The organism is Pseudomonas sp. M1, from assembly GCF_022760135.1.
In the GTDB taxonomy this organism is placed as follows: domain Bacteria; phylum Pseudomonadota; class Gammaproteobacteria; order Pseudomonadales; family Pseudomonadaceae; genus Pseudomonas; species Pseudomonas citronellolis.
The window spans coordinates 1-16285 of the sequence record NZ_CP094343.1 but is presented as its reverse complement, the minus strand read 5'-3'; the positions used below and the strand labels follow the sequence as shown (position 1 = coordinate 16285).

At 68.4% G+C, this 16285-nt stretch carries 13 protein-coding genes; 4 read left to right on the top strand and 9 right to left on the bottom strand.

The window, feature by feature from the left end; genetic code table 11:
- The first annotated feature begins 463 nt into the window (after nt 1–463).
- The 3 genes from PM1_RS00065 (at nt 464) to PM1_RS00055 (ending at nt 3242) form a co-directional block, all read left to right on the top strand.
- Complete coding sequence (locus PM1_RS00065; RefSeq protein ID WP_009614190.1) at nt 464–1777, top strand: C4-dicarboxylate transporter DctA; 1314 nt, start codon at nt 464–466, stop codon at nt 1775–1777.
- 65 nt (nt 1778–1842) lie between these two features.
- A complete protein-coding gene (locus tag PM1_RS00060) occupies nt 1843–2544 on the top strand; it encodes a FadR/GntR family transcriptional regulator (RefSeq protein WP_009614191.1) in 702 nt (233 codons plus the stop codon).
- Nucleotides 2541–3242 carry a GntR family transcriptional regulator gene (locus tag PM1_RS00055; protein WP_009614193.1) on the top strand — a complete coding sequence of 234 codons (702 nt, stop codon included), beginning with the start codon at nt 2541–2543 and terminating at the stop codon, nt 3240–3242. The genes PM1_RS00060 and PM1_RS00055 overlap by 4 nt, the downstream gene beginning before the upstream one ends.
- Here the strand turns inward: PM1_RS00055 and PM1_RS00050 are convergent.
- From PM1_RS00050 to PM1_RS00035, 4 genes are all read right to left on the bottom strand, one after another.
- A complete protein-coding gene (locus tag PM1_RS00050; protein WP_009614195.1) occupies nt 3232–4128 on the bottom strand; it encodes a peptidoglycan DD-metalloendopeptidase family protein in 897 nt (298 codons plus the stop codon). The genes PM1_RS00055 and PM1_RS00050 overlap by 11 nt on opposite strands.
- 92 nt (nt 4129–4220) lie before the next feature.
- Entirely contained in the window at nt 4221–5126 is a 906-nt protein-coding gene (locus PM1_RS00045; protein WP_009614197.1) for a response regulator, read from the bottom strand.
- An 89-nt stretch (nt 5127–5215) separates the two neighbouring features.
- Entirely contained in the window at nt 5216–6526 is a 1311-nt protein-coding gene (locus PM1_RS00040; protein WP_009614199.1) for an MFS transporter, read from the bottom strand.
- 25 nt (nt 6527–6551) lie between these two features.
- Nucleotides 6552–7727 carry a M20 aminoacylase family protein gene (locus PM1_RS00035; protein ID WP_009614201.1) on the bottom strand — a complete coding sequence of 392 codons (1176 nt, stop codon included), beginning with the start codon at nt 7725–7727 and terminating at the stop codon, nt 6552–6554.
- 156 nt (nt 7728–7883) lie between these two features.
- On the opposite strand from PM1_RS00035, the gene PM1_RS00030 reads away from it, so the two are divergent.
- Nucleotides 7884–8834, top strand: a complete 951-nt coding sequence (locus PM1_RS00030; RefSeq protein ID WP_009614203.1) for a LysR family transcriptional regulator — start codon at nt 7884–7886, stop codon at nt 8832–8834.
- Nucleotides 8835–9498: 664 nt separating this feature from the next.
- On the opposite strand, the gene phoU is transcribed toward PM1_RS00030, so the two are convergent.
- The 5 genes from phoU to PM1_RS00005 all read right to left on the bottom strand — a co-directional run bounded on the left by phoU (nt 9499) and on the right by PM1_RS00005 (nt 16285).
- Nucleotides 9499–10227, bottom strand: a complete 729-nt coding sequence (gene phoU / locus PM1_RS00025) for a phosphate signaling complex protein PhoU (RefSeq protein WP_009614205.1) — start codon at nt 10225–10227, stop codon at nt 9499–9501.
- Between the two features lie 74 nt (nt 10228–10301).
- The gene (gene pstB / locus PM1_RS00020; RefSeq protein ID WP_009614208.1) at nt 10302–11138 is read right to left on the bottom strand and encodes a phosphate ABC transporter ATP-binding protein PstB; all 837 of its coding nucleotides are present in this window, start codon (nt 11136–11138) and stop codon (nt 10302–10304) included.
- Between the two features lie 55 nt (nt 11139–11193).
- Nucleotides 11194–12870, bottom strand: coding sequence for a phosphate ABC transporter permease PstA (pstA, locus tag PM1_RS00015; protein WP_009614210.1), 1677 nt, complete (start codon nt 12868–12870; stop codon nt 11194–11196).
- A 26-nt stretch (nt 12871–12896) separates the two neighbouring features.
- Complete coding sequence (locus PM1_RS00010) at nt 12897–14873, bottom strand: ABC transporter permease subunit (protein WP_372241118.1); 1977 nt, start codon at nt 14871–14873, stop codon at nt 12897–12899.
- A gap of 440 nt (nt 14874–15313) precedes the next feature.
- Nucleotides 15314–16285: a phosphate ABC transporter substrate-binding protein PstS gene (locus tag PM1_RS00005; protein WP_009614214.1), complete on the bottom strand. Its 972-nt coding sequence runs from the start codon at nt 16283–16285 to the stop codon at nt 15314–15316.

Here is a 16285-nt window from a genome sequence, read left to right as displayed (position 1 = left end):
GTGCGGGCTCGCTCCTGCTTCCGGTCTGACCAGTCATGTGGGGCGCTTTTCGTAGGATGGGTTGAGCTTGCGAAACCCATGCTGTTGCGGTGATGGGTATCGCTTCGCTCAACCCATCCTACGGGTGTTGGGTTTGCCGGAAGGTGTAGGAGGACTCCGTCCGCGATTGGGATAGCCAACGCACCGGCCTGACCAGTTGCGTTCCACCCACGGGCCCTCCCCCATCGCCCGCTAAAAAATCCCCACCCCCAGCAGCTCGTTGGAAGCTCCGTCCTAGAGCTTCCACGTCCTGCTCAAAGGCCACTCCCCAAAACCACTCGTCGCCCCATCGCCGCATTCGCTCTTGCCAGCGGCGCCACATGGGCATAAGTTGCACTGGTCTGACCGGTAATACCAGAACAATAACTGCGCGCCTCAGCCCTCCCCTCGGGAAGCGGACGGGCGCAGACAACGGAGACCTTCAATGCTCATCCACCGCTGTTCCCGCTCGATCTTCCTGCAAGTGGTGCTCGGCCTGGCCCTCGGCGTGCTGTTCGGTGTCGGCCTGCCGGAGCTTTCGTCCCAGCTCAAGCCCCTGGGCGACGGCTTCATCAAGCTGATCAAGATGCTCATCGCGCTCATCGTGTTCTGCGTGGTGGTCAACGGCATCTCCGGCGCCGGCGACCTGAAGAAGGTCGGGCGCATCGGCCTGAAGTCGGTGGTCTACTTCGAGATCCTCACCACCATCGCCCTGCTCCTCGGCCTGCTGGTGGCCTACGGCAGCGGCCTGGGCAACGGCGCCAACATCGACCTGAACGGCCTCTCCGCCGGCGATGCCGCGACCTACGCCGCGCACACCAAGGACATCCACGGGCCGGTGGACTTCATCATGGGGCTGATCCCCACTTCGGTGTTCAGTGCCTTCGCCAACAACGACATCCTCCAGGTGCTGGTGTTCGCCGTGTTGTTCGGCAGCGCCCTGAACCTGGTGGGCGAGCAGGCCAGCGGCGTGGCGCGGCTGGTCAACGAGTTCAGCCACGTGGTCTTCCGCATCATGGGCATGATCGTGCGCCTGGCGCCGCTGGGCGTGTTCGGCGCCGTGGCCTTCACCACCAGCCGCTACGGCCTGGAGTCGCTGAGCCACCTGGGCGCGCTGGTGCTGGTGTTCTACCTCACCTGCATCCTCTTCGTATGCCTGGTGCTGGGCACCGTGCTGCGCCTGAGCGGCGTGCGCCTGCGGCCGTTCCTGCGCTACTTCCGCGAAGAACTGCTGATCGTCCTCGGCACCGCCTCTTCCGACGCCGTGCTGCCGCAGGTGATGCGCAAGCTGGAGAACATGGGCATCCGCAGCTCCACCGTGGGCCTGGTGATTCCCACCGGCTACTCCTTCAACCTCGACGGCTTCTCCATCTACCTGACCCTGGCGGTGGTGTTCATCGCCCACGCCACCGGCACGCCGCTGGCCATCAGCGACCTGCTGACCATCCTGCTGGTGTCGCTGGTGACCTCCAAGGGCGCCCACGGCATCCCCGGCTCGGCCCTGGTGATCCTCGCCGCCACCCTCGCCGCGGTGCCGGCGATTCCCGCCGCGGGCCTGGTGCTGGTGCTCTCGGTGGACTGGTTCATGGGCATCGGCCGGGCGCTGACCAACCTGATCGGCAACTGCGTCGCCACCGTGGTCATCGCCCGTTGGGAAAACGACATCGACCTGCAACGCACACGTTCGGTACTCAACGGCGAACCCGGGGCGAACAAGACCCTGGTCGCCACGCCCGGCAAGGGCGAACTGCGCGGCTGACGACAGCCGCCGCGCGCGCCGCCCCAACAGGCGCGGCGCGCGCCTTAACTGCCTCAGGAGCAACCATGTTTTCCTCATCCAAACTGGTCAATTCAGTGGTTCAGAAACTGCTCGAGACCATAGAGCAAGGGCGCTGGGCGGCCGGCCAGATGCTGCCGGGCCAGCGCGAGCTGGCCGAGCAGCTGGAAATCAGCCGGCCCAGCCTGCGCGAGGCCATCACCGTGCTGGAGACCCTCGGCGTGGTGCGCTCGCTGCCCGGCAAGGGCGTGATGGTACTGCAGCGTGACGAAAACGCCCTGCGCGAGATCCGCGCCCCGGCCACGGCCACCCTGGAAGACGTGCTGCAACTGCGCTACGCCCTGGAACCCTTCATCGCCGGGCTGGTGGCGCAGAGCATCGACGGCGACTCCCTCGGCCGCCTGCGCCTGCTGCTGCTGGACATGCGCGAAGCGGTGGAGGACGGCCGCGCCGCCGCCGTGGTCGAGGCCTACAACAGCTTCCACCGCAAGCTGGTGGCGCTGACCTCCAACCCGATCTTCCTCAGCGTTTCGCAACAGATCGCCGGCGCCCTGGAGCAAAGCGACCACCTCATCCAGCGCAACGCCGCCCACGCCGAGGAACTGCTGGCCGAGCACGAGGCCATCGTCCGCGCCATCCGCCAGCACGACAGCGAAGGCGCCAGCCAGGCCATGCGCCAGCACATCCTCAACGAAGGCCTGCGCCTGAACCTGGCGCTGCGCGTGCCGGAAGCGGGGACCGGGCGATGAACGGCGAAACCGGCCCGCGCCGCCGCGGCCAGGCCCAGCGGATCTACGAGGACCTCCACGCCGCCATCCTCTCGCGGCGCCTGCGGCCGGCCGCGCCGCTCAGCCAGGAAACCCTCGGGCGGATCTTCCACGCCGGCCCCAGCAGCGTGCGCCGCGCCCTGCAGCGCCTGGCCCGGGAAGGCGCGGTGGAACTGGCGCCACGGCGCATCGCCAGCGTCGCCCGCGCCGACCCGCAGCGCCTGCGCCAACTGCTGGAAACCCGCCTGCTGCTGGAAAGCGACATGCTCCGGCGCCTGGCCGGAAGGCTGGACGGGCAAAACCTGGCGGAACTGCGAGAAATGCTCGCCACCCAGCGCCACTGCCTGGCCGCGGACGACGCGCTGGGCGCCCAGGAATGGGCCCGGAACCTGCACCTGCGCCTGGCCCAGTTGTCGGCCAATCCCCTGTTGCCCGATCTGCTGGGGCCGCTGCTGGAGCGCCTGGCCGTGAGCATTGCCCTGGGCCGCGGCCAGGCCCATACCGCGGACAGCTGCCGGCAACAGGCCGAGATGCTCGAAGCCCTGGCTGAAGGCGACGCGGAGCGCGCCTGCGCCTGCCTGGAAAGCTACCTGCGCGGCGTGGGCGAGCGCCTGCGCTTCGCCCCGCCGCCGACCACCGACCTGCGCGCGGCCTTCGCCGGGAAGCTGGCTATTCCTTGACCACCGCGAAGTTCGGCAGGGTGCCCACCGGCTGGGCGAAGTCGTAGGGGATGGATTCCAGCGCCAGGCCGACGTTGCGCTGCACCACGAAGTGCAGGTGCGGACCGCTGCTGTTGCCGGTGTTGCCCGAGCGCGCCAGGGGCGTGCCGACGCCGACGCGCTGGCCCTCGCTGACCAGCACCGAGCCGCGCATCAGGTGCAGGTAGACGCCCATGGTGCCGTCGTCGTGGAGGATGCGCACGAAGTTGCCGGAGGGGTTGTTGCCACGCCCGCTCTGGGCGTTCTCCACCTTCACCACGGTGCCGCCGCGGGCGGCCACGATGGGCGTGCCCTCGGGCATGGCGATGTCCAGCGCGTAGCGGCTCTTGGGGGTGAAGTGGCTGTACTTGCCGTTGGCGCCCTGGCTCAGGCGGAAGGGCCCGCCACGCCAGGGCAGCGGATAATCGTAGGCCACAGGTTGCAGGCGCGGGTCGCCCAGGGCGTAGCGCAGCTTGGGCTTGTACTGCATCGGCCGCGACGCGTCGCGCGGGCTCAGCGTGGCCAGGCGGATGGCGCTGCGCGGCGCCAGCACCCAGCGGATCGGCTTCTCCGGCACGCCCACGGCGTTCTGCGCGGCGTTCACGCTCAGCTCCACTTCCACCGGGGCGTAGAGGTCGTTGCGCACCTGCAGGGTTTCGAAGCCGTCGTGCCTGAGCGTCTGCAGCTTCACCTGCTGCTCCAGGTGCTCGACCATGCGGTCGCGGAAGACGAACACCTGCGCACCCGCCACGGCCTTGTCCGTGTAGGTGACCACGCCATTGGCGTCGACGTATTTGTAGATGGTCACGGCCGCAGCCGGCCCCGCAGCCATCCATAGACTGCAGAGGAAGAAAAAGCGCCCTAGCATGTCGACTCTGGTTATAGGTATTCGACGCCAGCAAGACTAGCAGCCGCGGCCAGCAGCGGCGAGCCGCCGGCCGTCGGGCTGTGAAGCAGGCCTCAGGCGCCGGGGACGTAGTGCTTCTGGGTGCTGCCGCGGGCGATCAGGCGCGACAGGTAGTCGAGCTTCTGCGGGTCGCGGTCGACGAAGCGCAGCAACAGCAGCAGCCACTCGCTGTCGGGCTTGGGCTCCAGCGCCGCGACCGAGTGCAGGTAGCCGTTCAGGCGCGCCACCTCGTTGTCTTCCTCCAGGTCGAGCACCGCGGTTTCCAGCACCTGCGGCAGCACCTGGCCGCGCTTCACCACCAGCTGCGCCTCCTTCAGGCTGAGCCCGCGGATCACGCAGGGCAGGCTGGCATTGGGCAGGCGCAACTGCCCCTGGCCCTTGCCCTGGGCGCCACTGCGCGCAGGCGCGGGGGCCGGTGCGGCAGCGGGAGCCGGACGGGCGGGCGCCGGGGCCGCGGCTGGAGTGGCCGGGGTGCGCACCACCTCGGCCTTGCCGCCGGTTAGGGCGGCGAGGGAATCGTTCGGCGGGCCGCTGGCCAGGCTGCGCTGCGGCGCCGCGGCCAGCAGCGCATCGAGCTTGCCGGCGCGGCTCAGGGCCTTGCGCACCTTGCTCACCAACTGGTCGTTGGAGAAGGGCTTGCCGATGTAGTCCGACACCCCGGCCTGGATGGCCTGGACCACGTTCTCCTTGTCGCCGCGGCTGGTCACCATGATGAAGGGCACGTCCTTCAGCGGCGCCTGGGCGCGGCACCAGCCGAGCAGTTCGATGCCGGACATCTCCGGCATCTCCCAGTCGCAGAGGATCAGGTCGACCGCGTGGCGGGCGAGGTGCTGCTGGGCCTTGCGGCCGTTCACCGCCTCCTCGATGCGCAACCCCGGAAAATGGTCGCGCAATCCCTTCTTCACCAGGTCGCGGATGAAAGGTGCATCATCCACCACCAGAACACTGACCTTGCTCATCGTCGACTCCCTGGAACGCCAAGGCGAAGGATAGCCTCGGGCACTGGCAGGATGCCATGCCGACGTGACCGGTCGGACACATCCGTCAATCAATCCAGCGTTCGCCCTACGGTTTCCGGAGCCATCCGCAACCCGGCCAGGCATAGCAGGATGGCGCCCACTAGGTACCAGGCCGGCGCGTTCGGGCTGCCGGTGAGGTCGATCAGCCCGGCGGCGAAGAACTGCGCGAAGCCGCCGAACAGCGCGACGCCGACACAGTAGGTGACCGACAGGCCGGTGGCGCGGATCGCCGCCGGGAACAGCTCCGGCAGGATCGCCAGGGACGCCACCATGCCGTACGTCAGCGGGATGTTGAGCAGCCCCACGATCAGCAGCAGCAGGCCGATGCTGGGCCATTGGTTGAGCAGCAGGAACGCCGGGTAGGTCGCCAGCAACAGGATCGGCAGCGGCCAGAAGATCGAGCGGCGCCGGCCGATGCGGTCGCTCAGGCGTCCGGCGTGGGGCGCCAGCAGCAGCGACGGCAGGCTGCTCACCACCGCGGCCCAGGTGGCGACGCCCAGCGGCATGCCCAGCACGCTGATGGCGTGGTTGGCCAGGTAGAACTGGGTGATGTAGACCGGCACCGAGACGCCGATCACCAGCAGCACGCCGGTGAGCAGCTGCCGCGGGTGCCGGCACAGCAGCGCCAGGCCGCCTTCCCGCGCCTGCCGGCTGTCGCCCTGGGCGGCGGCCGGCAGGGTTTCCTCCAGGCGGTGGCGGATGTATTCGCTGACCGGGATGGCCAGGATGCCCACCGCGAAGACCGCCCGCCAGCCCCAGCTGTCCATGGCCTCGGGGCTCAGCAGGTTGCTCAGCGTCAGCACCACCAGCGCGCCCATGATGGTGCCCAGGCTCTGGCTGAACACCTGCCAGCTGCAGTAGTAGGCCCGCGAGCCCGAGCCGGCGTATTCCATCAGGATGGTGGTGGCGGTGCCCACCTGCCCGCCGACGGCGAAGCCCTGCAGCAGGCGCGCGACTATGATCACCAGCGGCCCGACCAGCCCGGCCTGGGCATAGGTCGGCGCCACGGTGAACAGCAGCGCGCCCAGGGCCATCAGCCACAGCGTCAGGCGCATGGCCGCCTTGCGCCCGGCGCGGTCGGCGTACAGGCCGATCAGCAGGCCGCCGAGCGGGCGCATGACGAAGCCGGTGCCGAACACCGCGAAGGACAGCATCAGCGAAGTCAGCGGGTTTTCCCCGAAGGGGAAGAACAGCCGCGCCATCAGCGTGGCCAGCAGGCTGTAGACGAGGAAGTCGTAGAACTCCAGGGCGTTGCCCAGGCACACCGCGGCGATGGCGCGGGTGCGCCCGGCACGGGAAGGTTCGGCGCTCGCAGCGAAGGATGTCGTTCTTGTTGTCATGCTGGGATTCCTCGCGGGGCGGGATTCAGGCCAGGAAGCGCTGCGCCAGGCGGACCCAGAAGGTCGCGCCCAGCGGCAGGATGCGGTCGTTGAAGTCGTACCCGGGGTTGTGCACCGCGCAGCCGCCCTCGCCGTCGCCATTGCCGATCATCAGGTAGCAGCCGGGCGCCTGCTCCAGCCAGAAGGCGAAGTCCTCGCTGGCGTGGATGGGCCGCGGCTCGGGTTCCAGCCCCTCGTCGCCGAGCCAGTCGAGGACCAGTTCGCGGACCAACTCCGCGCAACCGGGGTCGTTGACCAGCACCGGGTAGCCGTCCGCCGCTACCAGGACTTCAGCGCGGGCGCCGAAGCTGGCGGCCTGTTGCTGCGCCAGTTCATGGATGCGCCGCAACAGCAGCTCGCGCACCTGCGGGCTCAGCGCGCGCACGCTCAGGCGCAGTTCGGCGCTGTCGGGGATGACGTTGCTGGCGTCGCCGGCGAGGAAGGCGCCCACGGTCAGCACCGCCGCCTCGGACGGCGGCACGTTGCGCGACACCAGGCTCTGCAGGGCGCCGACCAGCGCCGCGCCGGCCAGGATCGGGTCCACCGTCTGCTCGGGCATGGCGCCGTGGCCGCCGCGGCCGTGGATGAGGATGGTCACGTCGTCGGCCGAAGCCATGCACGGCCCCGGCATGACCATGAAGCGCCCCTCGGCCAGGCCGGGCAGGTTGTGCATGGCGAACAGGGCGTCGCAGGGGAAGCGTTGCAGCAGGCCTTCGTCGAGCATGCGCTTGGCCCCGGAGCCGCCATGGCCTTCCTCGGCGGGCTGGAAGAACAGGTGCAGGGTGCCGCGCCAGTTGCGCTCGCGGGCCAGCTCGCAGGCCGCGGCCAAGAGCATGGCGGTGTGCCCGTCGTGGCCGCAGGCGTGCATCTTTCCGGGCACCCGGCTGCTCCAGGGCAGCCCGCTCTGCTCGTGGATCGGCAGCGCGTCCAGCTCGGCGCGCAGGCCCAGCACCGGGCCGGGGCCGTTGCGCAGCGTGGCGATCACCCCGGTGCCGGCCATCTCGGCGATCTCATAGCCCCAGGCGCGCAGCCGTTCGATGACTCGCTCGCGGGTGGAGTACTCTTCGAAGCCCAGCTCGGGTTCGGCGTGGATGGCCCGGCGCAGTTCGACCATTTCCGGGACGATGGCGGCTATGCCCGGCGCTATGCAGGCTCTGTTCATCGGCTCGCTCCTGTTTTTCTTGTGGGATTGGACTGGATCGATGCCCGTGACCGGCCGGTATGCTGGGCGTGGATTACCCTAGCGTCGGCGCCGCATGCGCATAAGCCAAAAAAATGTTGTCGTGACGACCTCCGGTGTTCGGAGGGGAGGCGAGCGTTGAAACTGCATCAGTTGCAGGCTTTGATAGCCGTGGCCGACGGCGGCGGCATTCGCGCCGCGGCCCGTGGCCTGGGCCTCAGCCAGGCCGCGGTGACCCGTGCCCTGCGCGAGCTGGAGGAGGAACAGGGGCTGCCGCTGCTGATGCGCCACGCCGGCGGCGCCCGGCTGACCACCGCCGGGCAGGTGCTGCTGCCCCGCGCCCGGCAGATCGCCACCCAGCTCGACAGCGCCCGCCAGGAACTGGCCGCCCTGCGCGGCGAAGGCGCGGCGACGCTGTGTGTCGGCGTCACCCCCTGGTTCGGCCAGACTTTGCTGGGCAACGCCCTGCAGGCCTTCCGCAGGGACATGCCGCAGGTCCACCTGGAGCTGTACGAGGGGCTGCAGGCGGTGATCCTGCCGCTGCTGCGCACGGGCCGCATGCAGTTCGCCCTGGGCCCGGCGGGCATCCTCCAGGGCGCGGACTTCGTGCATCAGCCGCTGGCGCACTACCGCATGCAGGTGGTGGCCCGCAACGGCCACCCGCTGGCCTCGGCGCGCTCGCTGAGGCAGTTGCTGGAGCACGACTGGACGATGAACTTCACCGCCGACCGCTACGCCGAGACCACCCATGAACTGTTCGGCCAGCATGGCCTGCAGATCGCCCGCGAACGCATCGTCTGCGCCCATTCCGCGGGCATGCTCAGCAGCCTGATCGTCGACGCCGGCCTGCTCGGCTACGCGCCGCAGCCGATGATGCTCTGCGAACCGCTGCGCAGCGGCGCACGGGCCCTGGCGCTGGAGGAACCATTGCCGGACGGGGACATCAGCATCATCCGCCTGCGCGACCAGGGGCTGGACGCGACCTCCCGGCACTTCGTCCATTGCCTGCAGCAGGCGCTGAAGGACAACAGCCGTGCCCGCGATCCCGCGGGCCGGCAGTTGGCGGAGATGGTGAGGTTGAGTTTCTGAGGGAGGGGCCAAGACCGACTTCGTAGCGGGCCCTGCCCGCGAATCGCGCGCAGGGCGCGCTCCTACAGGGGAATGGCGCGGGTGGGGCAGCGTAGGAGCGGATCTTATCCGCGAATCGCGCCGGGACATCCGGCTATCGCGGACAAGGTCCGCTCCTACGAAGGAGAAATACCGTGCCTCCCGGCAACCTGTAGGAGCGGGCCCTGCCCGCGATTTCGCGCGCAGGGCGCGCTCCTACAGGGGAATGGCGCGGGTGGGGCAGCGTAGGAGCGGATCTCATCCGCGAATCGCGCCGGGACGCCCGGCTATCGCGGACAAGGTCCGCTCCTACGGGGGAGGCATGCCGTGCCTCCCGGCAACCTGTAGGAGCGGGCCCTGCCTGCGATTTCGCGCGCAGGGCGCGCTCCTACAGGGGAATGGCGCGGGTGGCGCAGCGTAGGAGCGGATCTTATCCGCGAATCGCGCCGGGGCGCCCGGCTATCGCGGACAAGGTCCGCTCCTACCCACTACGGACGGGCACGGCCCCTCGTAGGATGGTGTTGAGCGAAGCGATACCCATCGCCACCACCGCATGGGTTTCGCAGGCTCAACCCATCCTACGAAAAGCGGCTCGGCGCAGCAGGGTTGGCGTTTCGGCGAGCGCCGCCATGAGCCCAGGTGCGGCTCAGCTATCGGACTTGCCCTGCACTTCTTCCTTCATGCGCGTCAGGCCGATGTGGCGGACGTCGGTGCCGCGCACCAGGTAGATCACCAGTTCGGCGATGTTGCGCGCGTGGTCGCCGATGCGTTCCAGCGAGCGCAGGGCCCAGATGACGTTGAGCACGCGGGAGATCGCCCGCGGGTCTTCCATCATGTAGGTCACCAGTTCGCGCAGGGCGGTCTTGTACTCGCGGTCGACGGTCTTGTCGTACTGCGCCACCGACAGCGCCAGGTCGGCGTCGAAGCGGGCGAAGGCGTCCAGCGCCTCCTGCACCATCTTGCGCACCTGGCCGCCGATGTGGCGCACCTCGACGTAGCCGCGCGGCGACTCGCCTTCCTCGCACAGCTGGATGGCGCGGCGGGCGATCTTCGAGGCTTCGTCGCCGATGCGCTCGAGGTCGATCACCGACTTGGAGATGCTGATGATCAGGCGCAGGTCGGAGGCCGCCGGCTGGCGGCGAGCGAGGATGCGCAGGCATTCCTCGTCGATGTTGCGCTCCATCTGGTTGATCTGGTCGTCGATCTCGCGCACCTGCTGGGCCAGGCCCGAGTCGGCGTCGATCAGCGCGGTGACCGCGTCGTTGACCTGTTTCTCCACCAGCCCGCCCATGGCCAGGAGGTGGCTGCGCACGTCTTCCAGCTCGGCGTTGAACTGCTGGGAGATGTGATGGCTGAGACTTTCTTTGTTGATCATGTGGTTTCGCTCCGCGAAAGCTGCAGGCTACGCGCCGAAGGTTGCAGATTTATGATGCGGCCGCCGCCCGGCCCTTAGCCGTAGCGCCCGGTGATGTAGTCCTCGGTCTGCTTCTTCGCCGGGTTGGTGAAGAGCGTGTCGGTGTCGCCGAACTCGATCAGCTTGCCCATGTACATGAACGCCGTGTAGTCGGAGACCCGCGCGGCCTGCTGCATGTTGTGGGTGACTATCACGATGGTGAACTTGGATTTCAGTTCGTAGATCAGTTCCTCGATCTTCAGCGTGGAGATCGGGTCCAGCGCCGAGCAGGGCTCGTCGAGCAGCAGCACTTCCGGCTCCACCGCGATGGTCCGGGCGATCACCAGGCGCTGCTGCTGACCACCGGACAGGCCCAGGGCCGACTCGTGCAGGCGGTCCTTCACCTCCTCCCACAGCGCGGCGCCCTTGAGCGCCCACTCCACGGCCTCGTCGAGGGTGCGCTTCTTGTTCACACCCTGGATGCGCAGGCCGTAGACCACGTTCTCGTAGATGGTCTTGGGGAAGGGGTTGGGCTTCTGGAACACCATGCCGACGCGGCGGCGCAGCTCGGCCACGTCCACGCCGCGGGCGAAGATGTCGTGGCCGTCGAGGCGGATCTCGCCTTCCACGCGGCAGTCGTCCACCAGGTCGTTCATGCGGTTGAAGCAGCGCAGCAGGGTCGACTTGCCGCAGCCGGACGGGCCGATGAAGGCGGTCACGCGCTGCTTGGGGATCTGCATGGCGACGTCGAACAGCGCCTGTTTCTGGCCGTAGAACAGGTTCAGGCCGGGCACTTCCAGGGCCACGGTCTCCTTGTCCAGGCGCATGCCCTCGCGGATCGGCCGGCCGAGGGCGGCGAGGTCGATGCCATGGCGATGGGGTTCTTGTTGCATCTCGTCTCTCCCGTTGGAGGCTCGGGCCGCCGCCTGCGCAGGCGGCGGCCGCGGATCAGTTTTCCAGCGCCTTGTACTTCTCGCGCAGGCGGTTGCGGATGGCGATGGCGGAGAAGTTCAGCAGGGCGATCACCAGCACCAGCAGCAGCGCGGTGGCGTACACCAGCGGCCGCGCGGCCTCGACGTTGGGGCTCTGGAAGCCGACGTCGTAGATGTGGAAGCCCAGGTGCATGATCTTCTGGTCCAGGTGCACGTAGGGGTAGTTGCCGTCCACCGGCAGCGACGGCGCCAGTTTCACCACGCCCACCAGCATCAGCGGCGCCACTTCGCCGGCGGCGCGCGCCACGGCGAGGATCAGGCCGGTCATCATGGCCGGGCTGGCCATGGGCAGGACGATCTTCCACAGCGTCTCGGCCTTGGTCGCGCCCAGGGCCAGGGAGCCCTCGCGGATCGCCCGCGGGATGCGCGACAGGCCTTCCTCGGTGGCCACGATCACCACCGGCACGGCGAGGATCGCCAGGGTCAGCGAGGCCCAGAACAGCCCCGGGGTGCCGAAGGTCGGCGCCGGCAGCGCCTCGGGGAAGAACAGCCGGTCGATCGAGCCGCCCAGCACGTAGACGAAGAAGCCCAGGCCGAACACGCCGTAGACGATGGCCGGCACCCCGGCGAGGTTGTTCACGGCGATGCGGATCACCCGCGTCAGCAGGCCCTGGCGCGCGTACTCGCGCAGGTAGACCGCGGCGATGACACCGAACGGGGTGACGATCACCGCCATCACCAGGGTCATCATCACGGTGCCGAAGATCGCCGGGAAAATGCCGCCCTCGGTGTTGGCCTCGCGCGGGTCTTCGCTGAGAAACTCCCAGAGCTTCTTGAAGTAGAACGACAGCTTGGCGCCGAAGCCCATGGCGTTGGGCTGGTAGGCGTGGACCAGCTTGCCGAGGCTGATCTCGGTCTCGCGGCCGCCGGCCTCGCGCATCACCACGCTGTCGCGGTTGAACTGCTGGCGCAGCTCGCCCAGCCGGTCTTCGTACTCGCGGTAGCGTCCCTGCAGCTCGGCGCGGGCGGCGGCGAGGTCGGCCTGGGCGGTGGCATCCAGCTCGCCGTGCAGTTGCAGGCGGCGCTCCTTCAGGCGCAGGCGCTCCAGCTCGTGGTTGATGCTGCCGATGTCCTTCTTCTCCAACTGGTAGAGCTGGTCGTACAAGCCCTCCACCCGTTGCAGGCGCTGCTGCAGCTCGGGCATGGCGGCGGCGCCCTGGGCCACCGCCTGGCCGTCCTGCTTCACGCTGACCAGGTAGCCGTAGAAGTTGCCCCACTCGCGGCGTTCCAGGGTCACCAGCTCCTGCGGCCAGCGCCGCTCGGCGAGCCAGTCGCCGATCACCCAGGAGAAGTCGCTGCCGTAGAGATCGCGGTTGCCCAGCTTGAGCAGCTCGCGGGTCATGAACTCGGGGCCTTCGGCGGGCACCGGCAGGCCGGCGCCGCGCAGGCGTTCGCGCGGCACTTCCTCGACCTGCACTTCTTCGCCGATCAGCACCTTCGCCTCCTGCCCGGGCACGCTGTAGCGCGCCTCCAGCACGTCGGCCGGCCAGAAGTGGCCGAGGCCGCGCACGGCGATGACGGCCAGCAGGCCGAGGGTCATGATCACCGCGATGGAAACCGCGCCGGCGTTCATCCACACCCAGGGAGAACCGCTGGCGAACCAGGCTTTCAGCGTTTCCTGCTTCTGTTTCACTTGGAAAGTGCCTCTTCAGACGCCGGTCAGAGCGACGCGTATTTCTTCCGCAGCCGCTGACGGATCAGTTCGGCCAGGGTGTTCATCACGAAGGTGAAGGTCAGCAGCACCAGCGCCGAGAGGAACAGCACGCGGTAGTGGGTGCCGCCCACCTCCGACTCGGGCATTTCCACCGCCACGTTCGCCGCCAGGGTGCGCATGCCCTGGAAGATGTTCATGTCCATCACCGGGGTGTTGCCGGTGGCCATCAGCACGATCATGGTCTCGCCCACGGCGCGGCCCATGCCGATCATCAGCGCCGAGAAGATGCCCGGGCTGGCGGTGAGGATCACCACGCGGGTCAGCGTCTGCCAGGGCGTGGCGCCCAGGGCCAGAGAGCCGTAGGTGAGGCTGCGGGGCACGCTGAAGATGGCGTCCTCAGCGATGGAGAAGATGTTCGGGATCACCGCGAAGCCCATGGCCAGGCCGACGATCAGGGCGTTGCGCTGGTCGTAGGTGATGCCCAGGTCATGGCTTATCCACAGGCGCATGTCGCCGCCGAAGAAGGCGGTTTCCAGGTGCGGGCTGAGCCACAGGGCGAAGGCGCCGACGCCGAGCACCACGGGAATCAGGATCGCCGCTTCCCAGCCGTCCGGCAGCGCCAGGCGGATGCGCTCGGGCAGGCGGCTCCAGAGCAGGCCGGCGAGCAGGATGCCCAGCGGGGTGAGCAGCAGCAGGCTGAAGATGCCCGGCAGGTGGCCTTCGACGTAGGGCGCGAGGAACAGGCCGGCGAAGAAGCCGAGGATCACCGTCGGCAACGCCTCCATCAGCTCGATCACCGGCTTGACCTTGCGGCGCATCGCCGGGGCCATGAAGTAGGCGGTGTAGACGGCCGCGGCGATGGCCAGCGGGGCGGCCAGGATCATCGCGTAGAAGGCTGCCTTGAGGGTGCCGAAGGTCAGCGGCGCCAGGCTCAGCTTGGGCTCGAAGTCGGTGGTGGCGGCGGTGGACTGCCAGACGTATTGCGGCTTGTCGTAGCTTTCGTACCAGACCTTGCCCCAGAGCGCGCTCCAGGAAACCTCCGGGTGCGGGTTGCTCAGATCGAAGCCGCGCAGTTGACCAGCCTGCTCCAGCAACAGGCGGTTGGCCCGCGGCGACAGGGCCAGCACGCCGCTGGCCGGCGCCACCTGCTGTTCCAGCAAAGTGCGGTGCGCGGTGCTGTGGAACACACCGAGTTCGCCGGCGCTGTCCAGGGCGACGAAGCCTTTGCGACGCTGCTCGGGAACGATGGCAGTGATCGGCTTGCTGCCCAGCTGGAAGTCGCGCACGTGTGCCAGGCGCGGTTCGCCGTCGGTGTCGCGGGCCATGAACCACTGGCTGATGCCGCCGTCGGAGTTGCCGATCATCAACGAAATGCCGCCCAGCAACTGGGCGCTGGCGGTGACCTCGCGGTTGGCATGGTCGAGCAGCTTGTAGCGGCCGTTGAGTTGGCGGGTGCGCAGGTCGAAGACGTCGGCCTGGGCGCGGCCGTTGATGACGTACAGCCACTGCTTGCGCGGGTCGATGTAGATCGCCTTCACCGGGTCGGCGATCTGCGGCAGGTTCACGGCCTCCTGCTCCAGGGTGGTCTCGCCGGTGAGCATGTTTTCCTGGCTGGTCAGGCTCAGCAGCAGCATCTGGCTGCCGCTGGAGCCGGCCAGCAGCAGGCCGTCGTCGTCCGAGGCCAGGGCCACGTGTTCCAGCGCGCGGCCCTGCGGGTCGAGGCTGATGGGCGCCTCGCCGTAGGGGTAGTCGATCTGCGGGGTGATGGTCTTGCGGTTATCCGGGTAGGTGACCTTGTAGGCATGACGGAACACCAGCGCCTGGCCATTGGACAGGCCGAGCGCCACCATCGGGTGCCCCGGCTGGTCCTCGGCGATGGACACCACCCGGCTGCCGGCCGGCAGCTTGAGCGCCTGGCGGCTGAGTTCGGCGCCGCTGTCCAGGTCGAAGAACAGCACCTGCCCATCGGCGGCCACGCGCATAGCGACCTGGTTCTGCTCCTCGATGCTCAGCAGCAGGGGCGCCTGCACGTCCTTCAGCCAGGCCGGGGCGAGGGGCGCGCGGGCATCCAGTTCGGCGCCGCGGAACAGGGGCAGCACCACATAGGCCAGGTAGAAGAAGATGAGGGTGATGGCCACCAGCACGGACAGGCCGCCGACCAGCACGTACCAGCGCGTCAGGCGGTCCTTGAGGGCGCGCATGCGGCGTTTGCGACGCAGGGTCGGGGTATTGAAATCGATCCGCTCGGGGGTGGAATTGTTCATCGACGAAGTGGCCAGGTCATTCATGGGGGCGACACGCTTGCGGCAGTCTATGACAGAAACATGACACAGAGATGACGAGACGAAGCCCGTCGGCAGTTGCCTGCCAACGGGCTGGGTCACCTACCGCTCAGCCCATGGACGGCTGGCGGAGGCGCTACCTAGAGTCCCAGTTCCTTGACCGCCTTCGCCGCGACCTTGGCCGGCAGCGGGATGTAGCCGTCCTTGACCACGACTTCCTGGCCGGTCTTGGACAGCACCATCTTCAGGAACTGGGCTTCCAGCGGGTCCAGCGGCTTGTTCGGCGCCTTGTTCACGTAGACGTAGAGGAAGCGCGCCAGCGGGTAGGTGCCGTTCAGGGCGTTCTGCTCATTGTCCTCGACGTAGGGGTCGCCCTGCTTCTTGGCCAGGGCCACGGTCTTCACGCTGGCGGTCTTGTAGCCGATGCCGGAGTAGCCGATGCCGTTGAGCGACTGGCTGATGGACTGCACCACCGAAGCGGAACCCGGCTGCTCGTTGACGTTGGGCTTGAAGTCCCCCTTGCACAGGGCCTCTTCCTTGAAATAGCCGTAGGTACCGGACACCGAGTTGCGGCCGAACAGCTGCACCGGCTTGTTGGCCCAGTCGCCGCCCAGACCCAGGTCGCTCCAGGTCTTCACGTCCTGCTTGGCGCCGCACAGGCGGGTGGCGGAGAAGATGGCGTCGACCTGCTGCATGGTCAGGCCCTTGATGGGGTTGTCCTTGTGCACGAAGACGGCCAGGGCATCGACCGCGACGGGCACGGCGGTGGGCTTGTAGCCGTACTTCTGCTCGAAGGCCTGCAGCTCGACATCCTTCATCTTGCGGCTCATCGGGCCGAGGTTGGCGGTGCCCTCGGTGAGCGCCGGCGGCGCGGTGGAGGAGCCCGCGGCCTGGATCTGCACGTTCACACTCGGGTACAGGCGCTTGTACTCCTCGGCCCACAGCGTCATGAGGTTGGCCAGGGTATCCGAGCCCACGCTGGAGAGGTTGCCAGAGACGCCGCTGGTCTTCTGGTAGTCCGGCAGCGCCGGGTCGATCGCGGCGAAAGCGCTGGCAGCGCCCACGCCGGCGGCGGCGAAGGTCAGCGCCGCCATCAAACGCTTGAGTTTCAT